General features: G+C 62.4%; 21 protein-coding genes. 10 read left to right on the forward strand and 11 right to left on the reverse strand.

Annotation, left to right across the window (positions count from 1 at the left end):
- Nucleotides 1–22: 22 nt before the first annotated feature.
- Nucleotides 23–1,984 (reverse strand): tRNA(Met) cytidine acetyltransferase TmcA, encoded by a 1,962-nt coding sequence (locus QY76_RS14730; RefSeq protein ID WP_034163554.1) that lies wholly within the window; start codon nt 1,982–1,984, stop codon nt 23–25.
- Between the two features lie 472 nt (nt 1,985–2,456).
- Here QY76_RS14730 and QY76_RS19635 point away from each other — a divergent pair, with 472 nt between their 5' ends.
- Complete coding sequence (locus tag QY76_RS19635) at nt 2,457–2,585, forward strand: hypothetical protein (protein ID WP_256379276.1); 129 nt, start codon at nt 2,457–2,459, stop codon at nt 2,583–2,585.
- A 51-nt stretch (nt 2,586–2,636) separates the two neighbouring features.
- Here the strand turns inward: QY76_RS19635 and purC are convergent, their stop codons facing one another.
- From purC to dapA, 3 genes are all read right to left on the reverse strand, one after another.
- On the reverse strand, nt 2,637–3,350 hold the full coding sequence (gene purC / locus QY76_RS14740; protein WP_034163557.1) for a phosphoribosylaminoimidazolesuccinocarboxamide synthase: 714 nt from the start codon (nt 3,348–3,350) through the stop codon (nt 2,637–2,639).
- 154 nt (nt 3,351–3,504) lie between these two features.
- The gene (gene bamC, locus QY76_RS14745; RefSeq protein WP_045424761.1) at nt 3,505–4,545 is read right to left on the reverse strand and encodes an outer membrane protein assembly factor BamC; all 1,041 of its coding nucleotides are present in this window, start codon (nt 4,543–4,545) and stop codon (nt 3,505–3,507) included.
- 16 nt (nt 4,546–4,561) lie between these two features.
- Nucleotides 4,562–5,443 carry a 4-hydroxy-tetrahydrodipicolinate synthase gene (gene dapA, locus QY76_RS14750; RefSeq protein ID WP_045424758.1) on the reverse strand — a complete coding sequence of 294 codons (882 nt, stop codon included), beginning with the start codon at nt 5,441–5,443 and terminating at the stop codon, nt 4,562–4,564.
- A gap of 147 nt (nt 5,444–5,590) precedes the next feature.
- Here dapA and QY76_RS14755 point away from each other — a divergent pair, with 147 nt between their 5' ends.
- Together QY76_RS14755 and bcp are read left to right on the forward strand one after the other, a co-directional pair.
- A complete protein-coding gene (locus tag QY76_RS14755) occupies nt 5,591–6,148 on the forward strand; it encodes a glycine cleavage system transcriptional repressor (protein ID WP_012847959.1) in 558 nt (185 codons plus the stop codon).
- 17 nt (nt 6,149–6,165) lie between these two features.
- Nucleotides 6,166–6,636: a thioredoxin-dependent thiol peroxidase gene (bcp, locus tag QY76_RS14760; protein WP_034163560.1), complete on the forward strand. Its 471-nt coding sequence runs from the start codon at nt 6,166–6,168 to the stop codon at nt 6,634–6,636.
- A gap of 43 nt (nt 6,637–6,679) precedes the next feature.
- Here bcp and QY76_RS14765 read toward each other — a convergent pair whose 3' ends face one another.
- Nucleotides 6,680–7,759, reverse strand: coding sequence for an AI-2E family transporter (locus tag QY76_RS14765; RefSeq protein WP_034163561.1), 1,080 nt, complete (start codon nt 7,757–7,759; stop codon nt 6,680–6,682).
- A 245-nt stretch (nt 7,760–8,004) separates the two neighbouring features.
- Between QY76_RS14765 and QY76_RS14770 the strand changes: the two genes are divergently transcribed.
- The gene (locus tag QY76_RS14770; protein WP_034163562.1) at nt 8,005–9,486 is read left to right on the forward strand and encodes a M48 family metallopeptidase; all 1,482 of its coding nucleotides are present in this window, start codon (nt 8,005–8,007) and stop codon (nt 9,484–9,486) included.
- A 56-nt stretch (nt 9,487–9,542) separates the two neighbouring features.
- Nucleotides 9,543–9,896 carry an arsenate reductase (glutaredoxin) gene (arsC, locus tag QY76_RS14775; protein WP_045424749.1) on the forward strand — a complete coding sequence of 118 codons (354 nt, stop codon included), beginning with the start codon at nt 9,543–9,545 and terminating at the stop codon, nt 9,894–9,896.
- A 51-nt stretch (nt 9,897–9,947) separates the two neighbouring features.
- Here arsC and hda read toward each other — a convergent pair whose 3' ends face one another.
- The 4 genes from hda to upp form a co-directional block, all read right to left on the reverse strand.
- On the reverse strand, nt 9,948–10,664 hold the full coding sequence (gene hda, locus QY76_RS14780) for a DnaA inactivator Hda (RefSeq protein ID WP_095666561.1): 717 nt from the start codon (nt 10,662–10,664) through the stop codon (nt 9,948–9,950).
- 69 nt (nt 10,665–10,733) lie between these two features.
- Nucleotides 10,734–11,129 carry a DoxX family protein gene (locus tag QY76_RS14785; protein WP_034163565.1) on the reverse strand — a complete coding sequence of 132 codons (396 nt, stop codon included), beginning with the start codon at nt 11,127–11,129 and terminating at the stop codon, nt 10,734–10,736.
- A 271-nt stretch (nt 11,130–11,400) separates the two neighbouring features.
- Entirely contained in the window at nt 11,401–12,678 is a 1,278-nt protein-coding gene (gene uraA / locus QY76_RS14790; protein WP_034163567.1) for a uracil permease, read from the reverse strand.
- Nucleotides 12,679–12,782: 104 nt separating this feature from the next.
- Nucleotides 12,783–13,409, reverse strand: coding sequence for a uracil phosphoribosyltransferase (gene upp / locus QY76_RS14795; protein WP_034163569.1), 627 nt, complete (start codon nt 13,407–13,409; stop codon nt 12,783–12,785).
- Between the two features lie 270 nt (nt 13,410–13,679).
- Between upp and purM the strand changes: the two genes are divergently transcribed.
- The 5 genes from purM (at nt 13,680) to ppx (ending at nt 19,817) form a co-directional block, all read left to right on the forward strand.
- A complete protein-coding gene (purM, locus tag QY76_RS14800) occupies nt 13,680–14,723 on the forward strand; it encodes a phosphoribosylformylglycinamidine cyclo-ligase (protein ID WP_034163803.1) in 1,044 nt (347 codons plus the stop codon).
- 11 nt (nt 14,724–14,734) lie between these two features.
- Nucleotides 14,735–15,373, forward strand: coding sequence for a phosphoribosylglycinamide formyltransferase (gene purN / locus QY76_RS14805; protein ID WP_045424746.1), 639 nt, complete (start codon nt 14,735–14,737; stop codon nt 15,371–15,373).
- Nucleotides 15,374–15,492: 119 nt separating this feature from the next.
- Complete coding sequence (gene speG, locus QY76_RS14810; protein WP_034163571.1) at nt 15,493–16,035, forward strand: spermidine N1-acetyltransferase; 543 nt, start codon at nt 15,493–15,495, stop codon at nt 16,033–16,035.
- A 134-nt stretch (nt 16,036–16,169) separates the two neighbouring features.
- Nucleotides 16,170–18,275 (forward strand): polyphosphate kinase 1, encoded by a 2,106-nt coding sequence (gene ppk1, locus QY76_RS14815; protein ID WP_034163572.1) that lies wholly within the window; start codon nt 16,170–16,172, stop codon nt 18,273–18,275.
- 12 nt (nt 18,276–18,287) lie between these two features.
- Nucleotides 18,288–19,817 (forward strand): exopolyphosphatase, encoded by a 1,530-nt coding sequence (ppx, locus tag QY76_RS14820; protein ID WP_045424743.1) that lies wholly within the window; start codon nt 18,288–18,290, stop codon nt 19,815–19,817.
- A 32-nt stretch (nt 19,818–19,849) separates the two neighbouring features.
- Here the strand turns inward: ppx and phoR are convergent, their stop codons facing one another.
- Both phoR and phoB read right to left on the reverse strand, forming a co-directional pair.
- Nucleotides 19,850–21,151 carry a phosphate regulon sensor histidine kinase PhoR gene (phoR, locus tag QY76_RS14825; RefSeq protein ID WP_045424740.1) on the reverse strand — a complete coding sequence of 434 codons (1,302 nt, stop codon included), beginning with the start codon at nt 21,149–21,151 and terminating at the stop codon, nt 19,850–19,852.
- Nucleotides 21,152–21,171: 20 nt separating this feature from the next.
- The gene (gene phoB, locus QY76_RS14830) at nt 21,172–21,861 is read right to left on the reverse strand and encodes a phosphate regulon transcriptional regulator PhoB (RefSeq protein WP_034163575.1); all 690 of its coding nucleotides are present in this window, start codon (nt 21,859–21,861) and stop codon (nt 21,172–21,174) included.
- Nucleotides 21,862–22,031: the final 170 nt, after the last annotated feature.

Below are 22,031 nucleotides of genomic sequence, written 5' to 3' on the forward strand. Positions count from 1 at the left end.
ATGGCCGGGTGTGCCGACGGCGTTACGCCTCCGCCGCCAGCGCGGCGGCCAGCGCCCGGCGCAGGGCGGCGATTAGGGCCCGCCGTCCGCTGATGCCCCCCTGCGGCGGCAGCCGTGCCAGATCGCCCTGCGCCTGCAACAGCTGCGCCAACAGCGGCGGCAGCGCAGAGGCCGGTCGACAGGCCAGAAAACGCAGCAGCGCCGGACAGGCGCTATCGTAAGGGCGGGCGTGATGGGCAAAGCCGTCCAGCTCACGCAGATCGGCCTCATCGGGCAGGTCCGCCGTCAGCTGCGTCAGCGGGAGCGCGAGCCCGGTCTGCGCCATCAGCCAACGGGCATCCCGCGCCAGACGCCGGGCCAAGCGCTGGGTCAACGCCTCTCCCGCCGCCGTCAGCGGGCAGAGCGCCATCGCCGTATAGCAACCGCTGCTGGCCTCCCGCTGGGTCCCCATGCGCACCAGGGTAAATCCGCTGCGTTGCCAGAACGCCCAGAGCGCATCGGTATAGCCAAAGCTGACCGAAACAAAGTCCACCGCCCCCGCGCGCGCCTGCGTCAGCGCCGCGGCTATCAGCGCCGATGCGACGCCGCGCCGGCGCAGCGCCGGCATCACGGCGATACGGCTAACGCGCCAGGATCGCAGCCGCGGAGCGTCGGCCTCACCACCGTGCGCCGCCAGCGACTGGGCGACCAGGCTGCCGCGCGGACGACGCTCACCGGCCCACACCGCCTGCGCCAGCGCGGCGGACAGTCCTCCCTCTTCCACCAGCCACAGCGCCCCCTGAACTCGCGCCTCGCCCAGCGCCGCGCACAGGCGCTGACCGGGCGCATCCATCAGGCGCCGCAGATCGAGCGGCGATGTCCGGTAGTGGGCGCTGGTCAGCAGGGCATAAAAGGCCGCCATCCGCGCCGGTGCCGTCTGCCACTGTTCCTGATCCAGCCAGCGCAGCGCGCTGACCGGCGCCGCCGCCCCACAGGTATCGCTGAACAGCAGCGCGGCGTTCAGCCACGCCTCCAGCGGATCGCCGCTGGCCCAGCGCAGCGGCCGATCGAGGCGATGGATACGGCAATCGGGCAGCGCCGTGCAAAACTTGAGCAGAAACCCGCGGCCGGTCCCCTCGTAGCCCTGCACCGTGGTGGTCATCAGCACATGGGGAAACGCCGCGATCAGGCGCTGCAGCAGCGGCGTCGGAATCGCCGCCGCCTCATCGATCAGCAGCCAGCCGGGCAGCGCCTCCCCGGCCTCGATCCGCTGCAGCAGCAGATCGGGCGCCACGAACGGCAGCGCGCCCGCCGCCGTCTGCACCCGCTCTGCGGCGACCCGGGCCGGCGCCGTCAGCAGACAGTCACCGCACAGCTCGGCGGCCAGCATACCGCTCAGGGTTGACTTGCCGCGCCCGCGGGGGCCCAGCACCACGTTGACGGCAGCCGGCGTACGCAACGTGCGCAGTATCGCCCGCTGCTGCGCCGTCGGCGCGCCATCCGGTGCCCGCCACGCCGCGCGCCTCAGCGGCGCCGGCGCCGGGCACGCCTCCCCCTGGCGCCATAGCGTGACGCCGTCGGCGTCGGACAGCGTCCGCTGCAGATGGTGAACAAAATTCGCCGTGGCGATAGGATGCTCGCGCTCGCTCCAGCGCAGGCTGTCATCATCGGGACGCTGCGCCCAGGCAGACCACGGCGGAGTCAGCAGGATCAGCCAGCTGCCGGCGCGTAACGCGCCGGCCAGCGCCGCCAGCGCCTCCGCGTGACAGCCCGGATGCCAGTCCAGCACGCAGTGCCCCAGCTCACGTCCCAACACCGTACGGATCTGCGTCAGCGGCAGCGCCTGACATCCCGCCGGTGCCGGGCTGCCGCACCAGGTTGCATCGGCCAGCGGGGCGAGGGCGAGGGCGGCGCGCCGTCGGCACCAGTCGGCCTCGCCGCTGATCACCAGCAGGCGGCGCACGCCGGCGCGGGACATGGCAGGAAGAGAGGCGGAAAGCGGCATAGCGACACCAGGGCAGCAAAAGGGAATCCCTGAGTATACCAGCATCGCCGCCGTCTGCACTGCCGCGCGCCATCATCGACAAGCGATCGCAAAACGATCATGACGCGCCATAACATCACAATAAATAACCAATCATCGCCAAGCTACCCGCGACCTATCGGCCCCGGCGCGGTCTGGCTCGTGCCATGTCCGTTTCTCCTCGGCCCAAAGGAGAAACGCGCCTGCGCTCGGCTTTCCGTCTGTTTTCCTACCGTCGGCACGGCTCTCCGCCGCACAGGCGCCACCCCCCACGCCATGCCGACCGGATGCCCGCAACTTGTCCTTTCACGGCCGCGCACGGATGGATCTGACGCGGCACAACCGCGCCCCGGGCGATCCCGGCGGATCCGCGGTCACATCACTACCGGGCTGGCGCGCCGTTATGCACCGCAGGTCGCGCGTTTTCTGCCGATCGCGCCGCCAAGGGGGCACCATGCCGCTGTACAGCGCGCACTGCCAGGTCGGACGTATTGGTACCGCCTGGCGGATCACCCCGAAACCGCGTCGGATCGGGGACACCAGCCGTGGGCAGGAGTGCGTCATGGCCGGGCTGGCACCATAATGACGACGGGGGCTAGCGCCCCCGTCGTCTCTCCATTCGACGCGTCACCGCTCAGTCGAGCGGCACGCCCAGACGGTGAGCCACCTCTTCATAGGCCTCAATTAGCCCGCCCAGATTCTGGCGGAAGCGATCCTTATCCATCTTCGCCAGCGTCGCCTTATCCCACAGTCGGCTGCCGTCCGGCGAAAACTCATCGCCCAGAACGACTTGGCCCTTATACAGACCGAACTCCAGCTTAAAGTCCACCAGGATCAGCCCGGCGTCGTCAAACAGCTGACTGAGTACCTCGTTGGCGCGGTAGCTCAGCGCCTTCATCTGCGCCAGATGCTCGTCGCTGACCCAGCCAAAGGTACGGCAGTAGGATTCATTGACCATCGGATCGTGCATGGCGTCGTTCTTCAGGAACAGGTCGAACAGCGGCGGATTCAGCGGCATGCCCTCTTCAATACCCAGACGCTTCACCAGCGAACCGGCGGCGCGGTTACGGATCACGCACTCCACCGGCACCATCTCCAGCTTCTTCACCAGCGCATCGGTATCGGACAGCAGGCGCTCCATCTGCGTCGGGATCCCGGCCGCCTCCAGCTGGCTCATGATGAAGTGATTAAACTTGTTGTTCACCATACCTTTGCGATCAAACTGCTCAATGCGCTGACCATCCAGGGCTGATGTATCGTTGCGGAACGACAGAATCAGCAGATCCGGATCCTCCGTGGCATAGACCGTTTTAGCCTTGCCGCGGTACAACTCAGCGAGCTTTTGCATTTGTATACTCCATAGGTTAAGAACAGAACAAACCGAAGCGTTCGGGCGAGACAGCGCCGCAGGATGCGGGCCATTATACGCCAGCCAAACGATTGCGTGGAGAAAAAAATACAAAAAAAGGGGGCGTTAGCCCCCTTCGCGATGTCCGTTCGGGTTACGGGCGGGCGAACGCCGCCTGGAATACCTTGACCAGCGCGTCGTTACGCGCCTGGGTCAGCGGCTGCCCCTTGCTGTCCAGGAACTGCAGGCTGGTACGGTTGTCCAGATCGCCGACCTGGATCTTATAGTCGCCGTTGGCCAGATCCGGCACGCTGGCCCCCAGGCTTTCCCAGGTGCTGCTGCCCGGCTCCTTGTAGCTGACGGCGATCGTCCCCTGCGGGCGGCTGCGATCGCCGATGGTCATGCCAACGCGCGGCAGCACGGACGGCAGGCGCTCCCAGACCTGGGCATAAGGCGCACGCACGATCAGCAGCGGCAGACCGGTATCGTCGGCCCCGCTCTGTACGTCGATCTGTCCCAGGCTCCGGTTAGCGCGCGCGTTCGCCTGATCGCTCTGGATTTTATCCAGATTGCCGGCAACGTCGTTCAGCACATTCACCGCATAGCGCTGGATCTCGCTGCTTGAGGTCACCGGCGTTCCGCTCTGCTCCAACGCCAGAGACTTCACCACGATCGCCGTCTGGTATCCCTGCGGCTGAACCGAGATCTGATAGCGGCCGCGGTACTGCTGATCTTCATCGGCGCGATTGAACGCGATCCACTCCGTCGTCAGCGACTGGCTGGCATCCTGGCGGCTGGCAATCGGGAAGTTATCCTCCTGCACCGAGCGTACGACCTGCTGCCACAGCCCGCTCATCCCGGCTGAGTTCTCCACCAGCATGATCGCTGCGCCGTTGGTGTACTGGGTGCGCGAGCCGTTCAGCAGCGCCAGCGCCTGCGCCGGAGGACGGATATCCAGCGCCTTGCCGACGGCGCCCTTATCGTTACTCCTCTGGATATCGTAGGTGCTGTTCTGCAGCGGCAGGATCATCCCCGCAGGCGCCTTCAGCTCCTGCAGAGCCGGCGTTTCCAGGTAGGCCTCATCTCCGCTGACCTGGCGCTTATAGCGCTGATCGCTGGAGCAGGCGGAGAGCATCATCGCCAGCGACACGCCAACCAGGGTCGCAATCGTCGACTTTTGTACTGAGTAAGCCATTCAATCTCCCTAAGAGTTACAGCACACCGGCATGCTGCAGTGCGCGCTCAACCGCCGGACGCGCACTGGCGCTCAGCGGAGTCAGCGGCAGACGCAGGGTGTCGGTCGCTATCAGTCCCAATACCTTGGTGGCCCATTTTACCGGTATCGGGTTTGCTTCTATAAACAGATCATGATGCAGCGGCATCAGGCTCTGGTTTAGCCTGCGTGCGGCATGGAAATCCCCGGCCAGCGTCAGGCGGCACATCTCAGCCATCTGGCGCGCAGCCACGTTCGCGGTTACCGAGATAACCCCTTTTCCGCCCAGACGCATAAAGTCCAGCGCCGACGCATCATCGCCGCTGAGCAGGATAAAGCGATCGTCGTTGACCCGATCTTGGATCTGCCCAACGCGACTTAAGTTCCCGGTCGCTTCTTTAATCGCGATAATATTGTCAATCTGCGCCAAACGCGCCACGGTCTCCGGCAGCATATCGCAACCGGTGCGCGACGGCACGTTATACAGGATCTGCGGCAGATCGGTACAAGAGGCGATGGCACGGAAGTGCTGATATAACCCTTCCTGCGTCGGCTTATTATAATACGGCGTGACCGACAGACATCCCACCACCCCGCTGTGATTAAAGCGCTCGGTCAGCGCAATGGCCTCGGCGGTGGCGTTGGCGCCCGCCCCGGCGATCACCGGAATCCGGTCATCGGCCAGCTCCAGCGTCTGTAAAACCACGTTGACATGCTCGTCATGGCTCAGCGTGGCGGACTCACCGGTGGTGCCCACGGCAACAATGGCGGACGTCCCGCTGGCTACATGGTAATCGACCAACTTTTTCAGGCTCGCGCGATCGACATTGCCCCTGTCATCCATCGGCGTTACCAGCGCTACAATACTTCCCGTGAACATAGTCCATCCCCCCTCTAAAAACAGGCGTCTCATGGTACGTTTTAAAGCATTGCCAACGCAAGTAGACATCTGAATGCTAATTGCTTGTAGCATACTTTTTTTTATGATTACCTTGGTACACCCACTATCGATACAGGAAGAACTCTTTTGCCACAGCCCAATCAACACTATCTAGTCATCACCGCCCTTGGCGCGGACCGCCCCGGCATCGTCAACAATATTACCCGCCACGTCAGTAGCTGTGGCTGCAATATTGAAGACAGCCGACTGGCGATGTTGGGCGAAGAGTTCACGTTCATCATGCTGCTCTCCGGCAGCTGGAACGCGATCACCCTGATAGAGTCCACCCTGCCGCTGAAAGGCGTAGAGATGGACCTGCTGATCGTAATGAAGCGCACCACCTGGCACGAGCGTCCTACCATGCCGGCCACGGTCTGGGTGCAGGTCGAAGTCAAAGACTCGCCGCACATCATCGAACGCTTTACCGATCTGTTTGACTCACAGCGCATGAACATCGCCGAACTGGTCTCCCGAACCCAGACCCGCGACGGTTCCGATGAGCAACAGCTCTATATTCAAATCACCGCCCATAGCCCGGCCAGCCAAGACCCCACGCTGATCGAGCGCGCGTTTAACCAGCTCTGTCTCGAGCTCAACGCGCAGGGCAGCATCAACGTAGTCAATTATTCTCAGCATGACGGTTAAAGACGGAGAGAGTCGTAATGAGTCCATTGCAAGCCGGTAGCATCGCGCCACAGTTTACCCTATTGGATCAAGACGGTGAGCAGATCGGTCTGGCTGACTTCCAGGGCCAGAGAGTACTGGTCTACTTTTATCCCAAAGCCATGACCCCAGGCTGTACCGTACAGGCCTGCGGGCTGCGCGACAGCATGAATGAGCTGAAACAGTACGCCGTAGAGGTGCTGGGGATCAGCACCGATAAACCGGAAAAGCTCTCCCGCTTTGCGGAGAAGGAGCTGCTGAACTTTACCCTGCTGTCCGATGAAGAGCACCGGGTCGCCGCCCTGTTTGGCGTTTGGGGAGAGAAAACCTTCATGGGGAAAACCTATGACGGCATTCACCGCATCAGCTTTCTGATCGACGGCAGCGGCCGCATTGAACACGTGTTCGAGGGGTTTAAAACCAGCAACCACAGCGACGTGGTGCTGGAGTACCTGCGCAGCCACCCGTAACGCCCGCGGCGCGACGCCCTCTGGCGCCGCGCCCGCCTAGGCGCTACCCGTTGGCGCCCGGCGTCGAGTCATTACCGAAGTCATCCGGCCAGGCGTGGATCACCGCCTTCACCAGGGTCGCCAGCGGGATCGCGAAGAAGACCCCCCAGAATCCCCACAGCCCCCCAAAGATGATCACCGACAGAATGATCACTAGCGGATGCAGGTTAACCGCCTCGGAGTAGAGCAGCGGCACCAGGACGTTACCGTCCAGCCCCTGCACCACCAGATAGGCGATGAACAGCGACCAGAAATCTGCCCCCATCCCCCACTGAAACAGCGCCACCAGCACCACAGGAATGGTCACCAGCACCGCGCCGATATAGGGAATAAGCACCGAGACGCCGACCAGCACCGCCAGCAGCAGGCCATAGTTCAGCCCCAGCACCAGAAACACCAGATAGGTCGCCACGCCGACCACCACCATCTCCACCACCTTGCCGCGGATATAGTTGGTGATCTGCTGATTCATCTCCAGCCAGACCTGACCGGCCAGGCCGCGCTCGCGCGGCAGCACCCGGCGCAGCGCATTGAGCATCTGTCCCTTATCCTTGAGCAGGAAGAACACCATCAGCGGCACCAGCACCAGATAGATGGCCAGCGTGACCAGTCCGACCAGCGACGCCAGGGAGAACTTCAGCACCGACTCGCCCATCAGCGCCATCCGCGCGCGCAGATTCTCCACCACTACATCGATGATGCCCGCATCCATCAGGGCCGGGTAGCGGCGCGGCAGCGTGGCAGCATACTCATAAAAGCGGGTCACCATCTTCGGCATGTCACTCATCAGCGCCAGCCCCTGCTGCCAGGCGATCGGGATCACCACCAGCATCGTCAGCAGCACAATCCCAATAAACAGCAGCAGCACCACGCAGACCGCCCATAGCCGCGAACAGCCGACCAGCTGCAGCTTATGGGTCGGCCACTCCAGCAGGTACGCCAGGACGATGGCAACCAGCAGCGGCGCCAGGATGCCGTTAAAGAAATAGATAATGCAAAATCCCACCAGCAGGATGGTCAGCAGGGCGATCGCCTGGGGGTCGGTAAAGCGGCGCCGGTACCACTGCCTCAGCATTTCAAGCACGGTTATACTCCTTCATTCTGCGCCGCGGCGCGACTGCTCCATAAATCACGTTATATAACAATATGATAAATAATAACCAACAAGTTTTGGCACGGCCGGGCAATAGTGGCAGAATGGACAACCATCAGGTTATTGCAGGACACGGCCCTTTATCTGGCCTAGTGTAATAGAGAGCGGGTGCGGGAAGAAGAACTCTTCGCCGGGATCGGCGTCAAATGTCTATCGTTGCTTTGGAAGCGTCACTCATGACTTTACGGTTCAACAGATCGCTTATCGCCCTGCTGCTGGTGGGCGGGCTATTCGGTGCCGCGCCCTCGCTGCACGCCGCCGCCATACAGGATCAATCGCTGCCGGATATCGGCACCACCGCCGGTAATATCCTCAGCATCAATCAGGAGCTGGCGATGGGGGACTTTTACGTACGCCAGCTGCGGGCCAGCGCGCCGCTGATTAACGATCCCCTGCTCGACGGCTATATCAACCGGCTGGGAGAGCGCCTGGTTTCCCACGCCGACGGCGTGCGGACACCGTTCCACTTCTATCTAGTTCGCAATGACGACATCAACGCCTTTGCCTTCTTCGGCGGCAACGTGGTGCTGCACAGCGCCCTATTCCGCTATACCGACAATGAGAGTCAGCTGGCCTCGGTGATGGCCCATGAGATCTCCCACGTTACCCAGCGCCACCTGGCGCGAGCGATGGAGGAGCAGCAGCGCACTGCGCCGCTGACCTGGGTCGGCGCCCTCGGATCCATCCTGCTGGCGATGGCCAGCCCGCAGGCGGGCATGGCGGCCCTGACCGGCACCCTGGCGGGCGCCCAGCAGGGGATCATCAGCTTTACCCAGCAGAATGAGCAGGAGGCCGATCGCATCGGTATTCAGGTGCTGCAGCGCGCCGGATTCGACCCCCAGGCTATGCCCAACTTTCTGCAAAAGCTGGCCGACCAGTCGCGCTACTCCTCCAAGCCGCCGGAGATCCTGCTGACCCATCCCCTGCCGGACAGCCGCCTGACCGATACCCGCAACCGCGCCAACCAGATGCGCCCCCACCCGGTTCAGTCCTCTCTCGACTACCTGCTGGCCAAGGTTCGCACCCTGGGCATGTACAGCGGTAACGACCTCGACGGCGGCTATCTCAGCAGCGACATGCTGGATACGCTGGCGCGCGGCAACGTACGCGAGCAGCAGGCGGCGCGCTATGGGCGAGCCATTCTGTTCTCTCAGGCCAACAAGCCTGACGATGCGCGCCGTACCCTGCAGCCGCTGCTGGCGGCCGATCCGGACAACGTCTGGTATATCGACCTGATAACCGATATCGACCTCAGCCAGAAGCAGGCGGCGGCGGCCATCGCCCGTCTGGAGGCGGCGCTAGCAAAAAATCGCAGCGATCCCGTCCTGCAGATCAATCTGGCCAACGCCTATATTCAGGGCGGGAAGGCGCCCCTGGCCTCTCGCCTGCTGTACCGTTATACCTACAGCTACCCCAGCGATGTCAACGGCTGGGATCTGCTGGCGCAAGCCAGCGCCGCACAGGGGCTGCGCGACGAGGAGCTGGCCGCCCGCGCCGAACAGCTGGCACTGACCGGCGAACTGCAGCAGGCTATCGGGCTGTTGGGCAACGCCAGCGCGCTGATGCCCCTCGGCAGCCTGAAACAGGCGCGCTATGACGCCCGAATCGATCAGCTGCGCCAGCTGCAGGAACGCTTTAAACAGTACCAGCGGCGCTGATGCCCACTCCCCGGCACCGCGGGCGCCGGGGGATTCCCCTAACTACAGGAGCCCCTATGTCCTCCGTCGTTATCTATCACAATCCCCGCTGCTCTAAGAGCCGCGCCACGCTGCAGCTGCTGGAAGAGCGCGGCATCCACCCCGAGATCGTGCCGTATCTGGAGACGCCGCCGGATGCCGACGCGCTGCGCGGCCTGATCGCCGCGCTGGGCTTTGACTCCGCGCGTCAGCTGATGCGCCGGGGCGACGATCTGTATCGGCAGCTGGATCTGGACAACCCGGCGCTGGACGAGGCCGCGCTGATCGACGCGCTGGCCGCACATCCCTCGCTGATAGAACGCCCCATCGTGGTCAACGGCCCGCGGGCGCGCCTGGGCCGCCCGCCGCAGCAGGTGCTGGAGATTCTGTAAATAGCGTTGGGCGCCGGGCAAGCCCGTCGCGCAACATAGATCGCCGCTCGGCTACAGCAGCAGCGTCTCTTTAACGAAGGGGATGGTCAGCTTACGCTGGGCGGCGATAGAGGCTCGATCGAGCTGATCCAGGGTCATAAATAGGGTGCGCATCTCACGATCCAGACGCTTAAGCAGGAAACGCCCCACGTCCTCCGGCAGCTCAAAGCCGCGTAGACGGGCGCGCAGCTGCAGCGCCTGCAGCTTCTCCTCATCGCCCAATGGCTGCAGCTTATAAATCTGCCCCCAGTCCAGGCGCGAGGCTAGATCGGGCAGCCGCAGATTGAGCTGGCGCGGCGGACGATCGCCGGTGATCAGCAGGCGGGTGCGTCCGCTCTCCTGGATCCGGTTATACAGATTGAAGATGGCCATCTCCCAGGCCTCATCGCCGGCGATACATTCGATATTATCGATACAGACCAGCGCCAGCTGCTCCATGCCATCCAGCACTTCGGGGACAAAGTAGGCCCGCTTATCCAGCGGCACAAACCCGACCGCCTCTCCGCGCTGCGACAGCTCAGCGCAGGCCGCATGCAGCAGGTGGCTGCGTCCGCCGCCCTCACGTGACCAGAAATAGATGTAGGATCCGTGCTCTTGACGTAATGCATTACGCAGCGCAGCGAGCAGCGCGGCATTCTCCCCCGCGTAGAAACTGGCAAAGGTTTCATCGTCGGGCAGATAGAGCGGCAATGAAAGCTGGGTGGGCGTGTTCAGATGCACCTCAGACATGAACTTGCAAAAAACGTTTTCAGTTTAACACAGAAATGCGCACAGGCATGCGCTAATCACGCCGCGGCGCTAAAAACCCCCGCAGGGACACGCCCCGGAGCGGGCCGTCTTCAGCAGGGAATAGTTCCCCGCCCCCAGGCAGGCCAGCGCCAGGCCGCTCACGCCGTAATAGAGCAGGCTCTCGATCGCCGATGCACCGCTCTTCGTCAGGCTGAAGGTATCGCCGACGTGGGCCAAATACCAGGCGAACAGCATCGTAAACGCCATGATCAGGGCCGAGGGCCGGACCAGCACCCCCAGCACGATCAGCGCCGGCGCCAGCAGCGCATGGATGCCCGTCAGGCCGAAGGCAGCTTTATTGACGCCATGCAGCAGTATCAGACCGCCCAGCGTGATACGCAGCAGCAATTTACCAAGATCCTCATTGTGAAGCAGGGGGTTCAGACGCAGCAGGAGTGCATGCATGGGATAACTCCTTTTTTACCGTTAATTATCCTGACGGGCCGGGGAGCCCACTGACGCGGCGCCAACGCCACCTTCTCCGGGGAGGAAGATAAATAAAAAGAAGCAGGATCAAGAGAATAGCCAGCGGCGGCAGCGCGCCATCACGCGCTTAACATAGCCACGGAGCGTGGAGAAAAGCGGACATTGTATGCGACAGATCCGCCCCGCATCATCCCGACGCGCGCAGGCGGAAAGACGAAAGCCGGACACCGCCCGGCTCCCGTCGGCGGCGTTAAATATCCTCCGGCAGCTCGATAATCTCTTCTTCTTTGCGCATCAGGCTGAACAGCTTGAACAACAGGCTCATCCCGATACCGACGATGGTCGCCAGCGCCATCCCCTTCAGCTCCGCGGCGCCGATGTGCACCTTGGCACCGCTGACGCCGATGATCAGGATAACCGAGGTCAGGATCAGATTCTGCGCCTTGTTGTAGTCGACCTTGGAGTCGATCAGCACCCGGATCCCGGACGCCCCGATCACCCCATACAGCAGCAGGGAGACCCCGCCCATCACCGGCACCGGGATCACCTGGATCGCCGCCGCCAGCTTACCGACGCAGGAGAGCAGAATCGCCAGCACCGCCGCCCCGCCGATCACCCAGGTACTGTAGACCTTGGTGATCGCCAGCACGCCGATGTTTTCGCCATAGGTGGTGTTCGGCGTCGAGCCGAAAAAGCCGGAGAACATGGTGGAGAAGCCGTTGGCAAACATGGAGCGGTGCAGCCCCGGATCGCGCATCAGATCTTTCTTCACGATATTAGCGGTCACCACCAGGTGGCCGACGTGCTCGGCAATCACCACCAGCGCCGCCGGCAGGATGGTCAAAATGGCGAACCATTCAAAACGCGGCGTATAGAAGGTCGGCAGCGCAAACCAGTGGGCCTCCTTGATCGGCGTAATATCCACCACGCCCATGAAAAAGGAGAGCCCGTAGCCTACCAGCACGCCGATCAGGATCGGGATGATGGCCAAAAAGCCACGGAACAGCACCGAGCCCAGCACCGTCACCGCCAGCGTCACCATCGAGATGGTGATGGTGGTGCCGTCGGCGCGGGCACCGTCGGCCGGCAGCAGGCCGGCCATATTGGCCGCCACACCGGCCAGCTCCAGTCCGATCACCGCCACAATCGCCCCCATTGCCGCCGGAGGAAAGATCACGTTCAGCCAGCCGGTACCGGCTTTTTTAACAATCAGCGCCACCAGGCAGAACAGCGCGCCGCAGACGATAAAGCCGCCCAGCGCCAGCTCATAGCCTAGCGGCAGCAGCAGCATCACCGGAGAAATAAAGGCAAAGCTGGAGCCGAGATAGGCCGGGATCTTGCCCTTACAGATAAACAGATACAGCAGAGTGCCGATGCCGTTGAACAGCAGTACCGTCGCCGGGTTGATCTTAAACAGAATGGGAACCAGCACGGTGGCGCCAAACATGGCGAACAGGTGCTGAAAGCTCAACGGAATCGTTTGCAGAAGCGGCGGACGCTCGCTGACGCCGATGACGCGACGGGTCATGGTGTATTTCCTCTCTCGTTAATCGATAGTGTTGGTGTTTGAAAGGGGCGCGACGCTCCCGGCGTCACGCCAAAAAAAAGCCGACTAACGAGTCGGCTCACGGGTTATTTGGTACCAAATATCTTATCGCCGGCGTCGCCCAGACCCGGAATAATGTAACCCTTATCGTTTAGGCCCTGATCGATGGAGGCGGTGTACAACTCCACGTCCGGGTGCGCCTTCTCCAGCGCGGCGATACCTTCCGGCGCCGCCACCAGCACCAGCACCTTGATGGAGCGGCAGCCGGCGTTCTTCAGCAGATCGATGGTGGCGATCATGGAGCCGCCCGTGGCCAGCATCGGGTCGACGACCAGCGCCATACGCTCATCGATGTTGGAGACCAGCTTCTGGAAATAGGGAACCGGCTCCAGCGTCTCTTCATTACGGTAGATCCCCACCACGCTAATACGGGCGCTCGGCACATGCTCCAGCACCCCTTCCATCATGCCCAGCCCTGCGCGCAGGATCGGCACCACGGTGATCTTTTTCCCTTTAATCTGTTCAACTTCGACCGGGCCGCACCAACCATCAATGGTTACTTTTTCTGTTTCGAGGTCTGCGGTCGCTTCATAGGTCAGCAAACTGCCCACTTCAGAGGCCAGTTCACGGAATCGTTTGGTGCTGATGTCATTTTCACGCATCAAACCCAGTTTGTGTTTCACAAGCGGGTGTTTCACTTCAACGATCTTCATTTTTTTTCTCCCATGTAGCTGTTCTGCGCCCAAAAAAATCGCGAGATTATACCGCCTTTTCGCCCGCTTACCAGAGAAAAAAGCATGATCTCAATCAAGAAAGAAACACTCTGTTACCTGACGGGCGAAAACGTTACCGTCGGGCATAACGGGATAGCAAACGTTTGCTTTGACTGCTAGAATTGCGCCGCCTGACATTTTCCGCAGGGTTCGCGGACGCCTCATCGCGCCGCCGACGGACCACGCCTAACCGCCATGGGGATTTACGCAGTGACCGACAAAACCGCTCTCAGTTACAAAGACGCCGGCGTAGACATTGATGCCGGCAACGCGTTGGTTGACCGAATTAAAGGCGTCGTCAAAGAGACCCGCCGGCCTGAAGTGATGGGCGGCCTGGGCGGCTTTGGCGCACTGTGCGCACTGCCGCAAAAATACCGTGAGCCGGTGCTGGTCTCCGGCACCGACGGCGTCGGCACCAAGCTGCGTCTGGCGATGGACCTGCAGCGCCACGACAGCATCGGTATCGATCTGGTGGCCATGTGCGTCAACGACCTGGTGGTTCAGGGCGCCGAGCCGCTGTTTTTCCTGGATTACTATGCCACCGGCAGGCTCGACGTCGATACCGCGGCGAGCGTCATCGGCGGGATCGCGGCGGGCTGTAAACAGGCCGGCTGTGCGCTGGTGGGCGGAGAGACCGCCGAAATGCCCGGCATGTACCACGGCGAAGACTACGACGTGGCCGGATTCTGCGTCGGCGTGGTAGAGAAGTCCCAGATTATCGACGGCAGTCAGGTTCGCCCCGGCGATGCCCTGATCGCCCTGGCCGCCAGCGGGCCGCACTCCAACGGCTACTCGCTGATCCGCAAGATCCTAGAGGTCAGCGGCTGCGATCCGCGCACGACGATGCTGGCCGGGCGCCCGCTGGCCGACCATCTGCTGGCGCCGACCCGTATCTACGTCGCCGCCTGTCTAGACCTGATCGCCAGCCATGAGGTGCACGCCCTCGCCCACCTCACCGGCGGCGGCTTCTGGGAGAACATTCCTCGCGTGCTGCCAGCCGGTGCCAAGGCCGTCATCGACGAGGACAGCTGGCAGTGGCCGGCCGTCTTCGACTGGCTACAGCAGGCCGGCAACGTCAGCCGTCACGAAATGTACCGCACCTTTAACTGCGGCGTCGGGATGGTGATCGCCCTGCCGCAGGCACTGGCTAACTCCGCGCTGGCGCACCTGAGCCAACGCGGCGAACAGGCCTGGCTGCTGGGCCATATCGCCGAGGCACAGGGCGACGAACCGCAGGTCGAGATCCTGCGCTGAGGGGGACTGCCATGAAGCGTATCATCGTGCTGATCTCCGGCCAAGGCAGCAATCTGCAGGCGCTGATCGACGCCTGCGCCGCCGGGCGAATTTCGGGACGGATCGTCGCCGTTTTCAGCAACCGCGCCGACGCCCACGGACTGGCGCGCGCGCGCCGGGCCGGCATTGACACGTGCGCCCTGGGCGTGGATGACTACCCCGACCGCCAGGCCTTCGACATGGCGCTGGCGGCCCAGATCGCCGCCTATCACCCCGATCTTCTGGTGCTGGCCGGCTATATGCGCATCCTCTCGCCGGCCTTTGTCCAGCGCTTCGCTGGACGCATGCTCAACGTTCACCCCTCGCTGCTGCCGCGCTACCCCGGTCTGGATACCCACCGTCGGGCGCGGGACAATGGCGATACCCGGCACGGCGCCTCCGTGCACTTTGTCAGCGACACGCTGGACGGCGGCCCGGTGGTGCTGCAGGCCCAGGTACCGATCTTCGCCGACGACAGCGTCGCCGGGATCGCCGCCCGGGTACAGGTACAGGAGCACGCCATCTATCCGCTGGCGGTCGCCTGGTTCTGCAGCGATCGTCTACGCCAGCGCGACGGCCTGGCCTGGCTGGACGGACAGGCGCTGCCGCCGCAGGGGTACGCCAGCGATTAACCACGCGGCGACCGTATCAGACGCCGTCGCCCCCTGCAGTTATTCATAAACAGCGGTTATAATATCGTTCCCTATCCGGCGGCCCCGGCCGCCCATTCCCTGCGACGAGAGGAACGATTATGTCCAGCGAGAGCGACGTCAGGCTACATCCCCTGGAACGGGAAGACCTGCCGTTTGTCCACCAGCTTGATAACAACGCCAGCGTGATGCGCTATTGGTTCGAGGAGCCCTACATCGCCTTTGTCGAGCTGGCCGAACTGTACGATAAGCATATCCACGATCAGAGCGAACGCCGCTTTGTGGTCGAGCAGAACGGCACCAAGATAGGGCTGGTTGAGCTGGTCGAAATAGACCATATTCACCGCCGCGCCGAATTTCAAATCATCATCGATCCCACCCATCAGGGGCACGGCTACGCCAGCCGCGCGGCGCAGCTGGCCATGGAGCACGCCTTTGCCGTGCTCAACCTGTATAAGCTGTACCTGATCGTCGACAAAGAGAACCACAAGGCTATCCATATCTATAGCAAACTGGGCTTTGAGGTCGAGGGGGAGCTGATCCACGAGTTTTTCATCAACGGCGAGTACCGCAACGCCATCCGCATGTGCATGTTCCAGCACCGCTATCTGGCCATGTACCGCGCGCCGGCGCCGGGCGTATAGCTCCGCGGTTGGACTTTCCCACCACAGACTCGCCATAATAGTAGGGCAATGTTCCGTCCACGGCGGTATCACCGCCGGGCAGCCGCCCCGCGCAGCGCGGGACGGATCGTTTTTGCTTTAGTACTGGAGTCACAATGGGGCAGGAAAAGCGCTACATCGACAAAGAGCTCAGCTGGCTATCCTTCAATGAGCGCGTACTGCAGGAGGCCGCCGATAAAAGCAACCCGCTGATCGAGCGCATGCGTTTTCTCGGCATTTATTCCAGCAACCTAGACGAATTCTATAAGGTACGCTTCGCCGAGCTGAAGCGCCGCATACTGATCAGCGAGGAGCAAGGCACGGATAACGGCAGCTCGCGCCACCTGCTGCAGCAGATCCAGGCCAAGGTGCTCAAGGCCGATCAGGAGTTCGACTCCCTGTACAACGACCTGCTGCTGGAGATGGCACGCAATCAGATCTTCCTGATCAACGAACGCCAGCTCTCCGAAAACCAGCAGGTATGGCTACGGCAGTACTACCGCAACCATCTACGCCAGCATATCACGCCGATCATGCTCGATGAGGAGACCGATCTGGTTTCCTTCCTCAAGGATGACTACACCTATCTGGCGGTGGAGATCGTCAGCGGCCAGCAGACTCGCTATGCGCTGCTGGAGATCCCCTCCGACAAGGTCGAGCGCTTCATCATGCTGCCGCCGGAGACGCCGCGCCGACGCAAGCCAATGATTCTGGTGGATAACATTCTGCGCTACTGCCTGGATGACATATTCTGTGGCTTCTTCGATTACCACACCCTGAACGCCTATTCGATGAAGATGACCCGCGACGCCGAATACGATCTGGTGACGGAGATGGAGTCCAGCCTGATGGAGCTGATGTCCTCTAGCCTCAAGCAGCGCCTGACCGCCGAGCCGGTGCGCTTTGTGTACCAGCGCGACATGCCCGACGAGCTGGTCAGCCTGCTGACCCGCCGGCTAGGTATCTCCTCCTACGATTCGGTCATCGCGGGGGGGCGCTACCACAACTTTAAGGATTTCATTAAGTTTCCCAACGTCGGTAAGGCCAATCTACTCAATCGCCCGCTGCCGCGCCTGCGCCACGTCTGGTTCGACCGCTTCCGTAACGGCTTCGACGCTATCCGCGACCACGACGTACTGCTGTACTACCCCTACCACACCTTCGAGCACGTGCTGGAGCTGCTGCGCCAGGCCTCCTTCGACCCCAGCGTGCTGGCGATTAAGATCAATATCTACCGGGTGGCCAAGAACTCCCGCATCATCGAATCGATGATCCATGCGGCCCACAACGGCAAGAAGGTCACGGTGGTGGTGGAGCTGCAGGCGCGCTTCGATGAAGAGGCCAACATTCACTGGGCCAAGCGGCTGACGGAGGCCGGCGTACACGTGATCTTCTCGGCGCCGGGGCTGAAGATCCACGCCAAGCTGTTCCTGATCTCGCGCCGCGAAGGCGACGACATCGTGCGCTATGCCCATATTGGCACCGGCAACTTCAACGAAAAAACCGCCCGGCTGTACACCGACTATTCGCTGTTGACCGCCGATGCCCGCATCACCAACGAAGTCCGCCGGGTATTCAACTTCATCGAAAACCCCTATCGCCCGGTTAACTTTGAGCACCTGATGGTCTCCCCGCAGAACTCACGCCGCATGCTGTATCAACTGATCGATCAGGAGATAACCCATGCCCAGGCCGGGCTGAGCGCCGGGATCACCCTCAAGATCAACAATCTGGTGGATAAAGGGCTGGTCGATCGTCTGTACGCGGCCTCCAGCGCCGGGGTGAAAATCCGCCTGCTGGTGCGCGGCATGTGTGCGCTGGTGCCAGGGATCCCGGGAGTCAGCGATAATATCAGCGCCATCAGCATCGTCGATCGCTTCCTGGAGCATGCCCGGGTCTATGTCTTTGACAACCACGGCGATCCGCAGGTCTTTCTCTCATCGGCCGACTGGATGACCCGCAACATCGACTACCGCATTGAGGTGGCGGTGAGCCTGCTCGATCCCCAGCTGCGCCAGCGGGTGCTGGATCTGCTGGAGCTGCAGTTCAGCGATACCGTCAAGGCCCGCTACCTCGATCGGGAGCTGAGCAACCGCTATGTACCGCGCGGCAACCGCCGCAAAGTGCGCTCACAGCTGGCCATCTATGATTACATTCGGGCGCTGGAACACGCCGGCGCCCAACAAGCGCAGGAACTCCCCGCGCCGCCGACCCATGACTGAACCGGACTGCCTATGCCGCTGATTCCCACTTCGCCCCGTCCGCAGGAGATCGCCGCCGTCGATCTCGGCTCCAACAGTTTTCATATGGTGATCGCGCGCGTCGTCAACGGCGCGCTCCAGGTGCTGGGGCGGCTAAAGCAGCGCGTCCACCTGGCCGACGGCCTGGATCAACACCAGCGCCTGAGCGAGGAGTCCATGGCGCGCGGCCTGGCCTGCCTGGCCCTGTTCGCCGAGCGCCTGCAGGGCTTTCCGGCGGAAAACGTCTGCATCGTCGGCACCCACACCCTACGTCAGACCGACAACGCTCAGGAGTTTCTCAAGCGCGCCGCCAAGGTGATCCCCTACCCCATCGAGATCATCTCCGGCCATGAAGAGGCGCGCCTGATCTTTATGGGCGTCGCCCATACCCAGCCGGAGAAGGGCCGCAAGCTGGTGATCGACATCGGCGGCGGCTCCACGGAGATGGTGATCGGCGAGGACTTTGACCCAATTCTGGTCGAGAGCCGGCGCATGGGCTGCGTCAGCTTTGCCCAGCAGTTCTTTGCCGGCGGGGTCATCAGCGCCGCCGGCTTTCAGCGCGCCCGCCTGGCCGCGGCACAAAAGCTGGAGAACATGGCCTGGCAGTACCGCATTCAGGGCTGGAACGCCGCGCTGGGCGCCTCCGGCTCCATTAAGGCGGCCTATGAGGTTCTGATCGCCATGGGCGAGAAAGATGGGCTGCTCACCCCGGCGCGCCTGGCGATGCTGTGCGACGAGGTGCTGCGCTACGACCACGTCGATCGCCTGCGTCTGCCGGGGCTGTCCGAGGATCGCCGCCAGGTCTTCGTTCCGGGGCTGGCCATTCTGTGCGGGGTGTTCGACGCGCTGGCGATAAAGCAGCTGCGCCTGTCAGACGGCGCGCTGCGCGAAGGGGTGCTGTATGAGATGGAGGGGCGTTTCCGTCACCAGGATATCCGCAGCCGCACCGCGCGCAGCCTGGCCGAACACTACAATATTGACCGTGAGCAGGCCCAGCGCGTGCAGACCAGCGCACAGCAACTCTACGCACAGTGGATGGTGCAAAACCCGCGCCTGGTGCATCCGCAGCTAGAGGCCCTGCTCAACTGGGCGGCCGCGCTGCATGAGGTGGGGCTGAGCATCAACCACAGCGGCATGCAGCGCCACTCGGCCTATATCCTGCAGAACACCAATCTGCCCGGCTTCACCCAGGAGCAGCAACTGATGCTGGCGACGCTGGTGCGCAGCCAGCGCAAGGCGCTGCGGCTGGAGGAGCTGCCGCGCTTCACCCTGTTTAAGAAAAAGCAGTATCTGCCGCTGATCCAGATCCTGCGTCTGGCCACCCTGCTCAACAATCAGCGCCAGTCCACCGCGCCGCCCGATACGCTGCAGTTGGAGACCTATGGCTTTCAATGGGTGCTGCGCTTCCCGCCCCACTATCTGCGGCAAAATAGCCTGGTGCAGTTGGACGTGGAGAAGGAGCAGGAGTACTGGCGCAGCGTCGACGGCTGGAGCCTGGTGATCGAAGCGCAGCTGGAGGACTAGCGTGCGCCGGTGCGCACGCGAGCCCGGCGGCATCAGCCCGGCGGCGCGCCGTTGAACACCAGATGGGACGGCAGGGTAAACGCGAAGCGGGTTCCCTGCCCGAGCGTGCTATCGATCGCCAGCTGTGCCTCATGATGCTGCAGCGCATGCTTGACGATGGCCAGTCCCAGCCCGCTGCCGCCGGTGCGACTGGAGCGGGAGCGATCGACCCGGTAAAAGCGTTCGGTCAGATGGCTGAGGTGCTCCCGAGCGATGCCCGGCCCATTGTCCTGTACGGTAAAATGGGCCCCCTGCGCGGTACGCTGCCAGCATACCCTGATCTGCGTCCCCGCCGGCGTATGGTTGATCGCGTTATACACCAGGTTGGAGACGGCGCTGCGCAGCTGCTCCTCGTTGCCGCGCACCCGCAGGCCGTCATCAATGCTAAAGTGCAGCCTGTGCTGACCGTCGCTCAGCGCGTTGGCCTCCCGCTCCAGCATATGCAGCATCGCCGGGACATCGACCACCGCGCTGAGATCGATGTCCGGCGCCGCCTCAATCCGCGACAGCACCAGCAGCTGCCGGACCAGTCCATCCATACGCTGCGCCTGCGCCTGCATGGTCAACAGCGCCTTCTCGCGCTGCGGCGCCGGCATGGCATCGTCGCCAAACATCTCCAGATAGCCCTGTAGCACCGTCAGCGGCGTGCGCAGCTCATGGCTGACGTTGGCAAAAAAGTTGCGCCGCGCGCCCTCCAGCTGACGCTTTTGAGTCACATCGCGCGCGATCATCAGCATCTGCCCCTCGCTGTAGGGCATCAGGCGAAACTCCATATAGCGCCCGCTGTTAAGGTGCAGCGTCAGCGGCCGGGCGTAGTCGGCGGTGCCCAGATAGCGGCTGAATTCGGGATAGCGCAGCAGATTACGGATATTCTGCCCATTGTCCTCCGGCCAGCGGAACCCCAGCAGATGCTGCGCCAGATGGTTACACCAAAAGATGTTGCCCTCATCGGTCAGCATCACAATGGCGTCGGGCAGCGACTCCGCCCCGCTGCGGAACCGTTTGATAAGCAAGGCCAGCTCACGCCGCCGCCGCCGATTGCGCTGCTGCATCTGGTACAGCCCGTAAAACAGCGGCTCCCAGCTGCCGCGCCCGCTGGGCGGCGTCATGCTGCGATCCACCCACAGCCAGTGGGAGAGCCGCAGCTGATTCCAGCCGTGCCACATCAATAGCAGGCACAGCGCCAACAGTAAAAACCAGGGTAAATAGCCGAACAGCGCGCCGAGCAGCAGCGCCGGCACGCAGCACAGCAGCAGCTCAGACAGCAGCGTCTTCCAGGAGAGTTTATCTAACACAGTCAGAACTCCGTCGCCGATCAGAAACGGGCGGAGAAACGGTAGCCGGTACCGCGCACGGTCTGCACCATGCGATCGTGACCGCTGCCCTCCAGTGCCTTGCGCAGACGACGGATGTGGACATCGACGGTACGATCCTCCACATACACGTTAGTGCCCCAGACATGATTGAGCAACTGTTCGCGGCTGTAAACTCGCTCAGGGTGAGTCATAAAGAAGTGCAGCAGCTTAAATTCGGTCGGCCCCATCTCCAGCGCGATGTCATTGGCCATCACCCGGTGCGAGACGGGATCGAGGCTCAGCCCCTGTAGGTTGATGGTCTCCTCCAGCGCCATCGGCGAAATGCGCCGCATCACCGCCTTGATCCGCGCCACCAGCTCTTTGGGCGAAAACGGCTTGGTAATATAGTCATCGGCGCCCACCTCCAGGCCGCGCACCCGATCCTCCTCTTCGCCGCGCGCCGTCAGCATCATCACCGGAATATCCCGGGTCGCCGGCTCCCGCTTCAGCTGCTTGATAAGCTGGATACCCGAGCCGCCGGGCAGCATCCAGTCCAGCAGAATCAGATCGGGGTAAGGCTCGCACAGCTGGCTTAACGCACCGTCATAGCTCTCCGCCTCCAGCGGCTGATAGCCGTTCTGCTCCAGAACGAAACTCACCATATCCCTGATGGGCGTTTCATCTTCTACGACTAAAATGCGTATGGTCATACTGACTTCCCGGTTAATTGTCATCCGCTGCAATTATGCGTCATTTTTATGACAGATTTATGAAAAAAAAGAGATCCCCCCAGCCGCGGCGGCCAACGGGTTGGCGCCCTTTTGCCGCGCCGGGTATACTGGCCACCATATCCTCCGCCCGCCGCCGCGGGCGCGCCCCC

This window comes from Edwardsiella sp. EA181011 (genome assembly GCF_000800725.1).
In the GTDB taxonomy this organism is placed as follows: domain Bacteria; phylum Pseudomonadota; class Gammaproteobacteria; order Enterobacterales; family Enterobacteriaceae; genus Edwardsiella; species Edwardsiella anguillarum.

Excerpts from the sequence above, each read along its gene's own strand:
- upp (WP_034163569.1), bottom strand. The coding sequence starts at position 13,409 with ATGAAGATCGTTGAAGTGAAACACCCGCTTGTGAAACACAAACTGGGT.
- QY76_RS14730 (WP_034163554.1), bottom strand. The coding sequence starts at position 1,984 with ATGCCGCTTTCCGCCTCTCTTCCTGCCATGTCCCGCGCCGGCGTGCGC.
- QY76_RS14770 (WP_034163562.1), top strand. The coding sequence starts at position 8,005 with ATGACTTTACGGTTCAACAGATCGCTTATCGCCCTGCTGCTGGTGGGC.
- speG (WP_034163571.1), top strand. The coding sequence starts at position 15,493 with ATGTCCAGCGAGAGCGACGTCAGGCTACATCCCCTGGAACGGGAAGAC.
- phoB (WP_034163575.1), bottom strand. The coding sequence starts at position 21,861 with ATGACCATACGCATTTTAGTCGTAGAAGATGAAACGCCCATCAGGGAT.
- purC (WP_034163557.1), bottom strand. The coding sequence starts at position 3,350 with ATGCAAAAGCTCGCTGAGTTGTACCGCGGCAAGGCTAAAACGGTCTAT.
- hda (WP_095666561.1), bottom strand. The coding sequence starts at position 10,664 with ATGTCTGAGGTGCATCTGAACACGCCCACCCAGCTTTCATTGCCGCTC.
- purN (WP_045424746.1), top strand. The coding sequence starts at position 14,735 with ATGAAGCGTATCATCGTGCTGATCTCCGGCCAAGGCAGCAATCTGCAG.
- QY76_RS14785 (WP_034163565.1), bottom strand. The coding sequence starts at position 11,129 with ATGCATGCACTCCTGCTGCGTCTGAACCCCCTGCTTCACAATGAGGAT.
- arsC (WP_045424749.1), top strand. The coding sequence starts at position 9,543 with ATGTCCTCCGTCGTTATCTATCACAATCCCCGCTGCTCTAAGAGCCGC.
- ppx (WP_045424743.1), top strand. The coding sequence starts at position 18,288 with ATGCCGCTGATTCCCACTTCGCCCCGTCCGCAGGAGATCGCCGCCGTC.
- bcp (WP_034163560.1), top strand. The coding sequence starts at position 6,166 with ATGAGTCCATTGCAAGCCGGTAGCATCGCGCCACAGTTTACCCTATTG.
- ppk1 (WP_034163572.1), top strand. The coding sequence starts at position 16,170 with ATGGGGCAGGAAAAGCGCTACATCGACAAAGAGCTCAGCTGGCTATCC.
- uraA (WP_034163567.1), bottom strand. The coding sequence starts at position 12,678 with ATGACCCGTCGCGTCATCGGCGTCAGCGAGCGTCCGCCGCTTCTGCAA.
- QY76_RS19635 (WP_256379276.1), top strand. The coding sequence starts at position 2,457 with ATGCCGCTGTACAGCGCGCACTGCCAGGTCGGACGTATTGGTACCGCC.
- bamC (WP_045424761.1), bottom strand. The coding sequence starts at position 4,545 with ATGGCTTACTCAGTACAAAAGTCGACGATTGCGACCCTGGTTGGCGTG.
- dapA (WP_045424758.1), bottom strand. The coding sequence starts at position 5,443 with ATGTTCACGGGAAGTATTGTAGCGCTGGTAACGCCGATGGATGACAGG.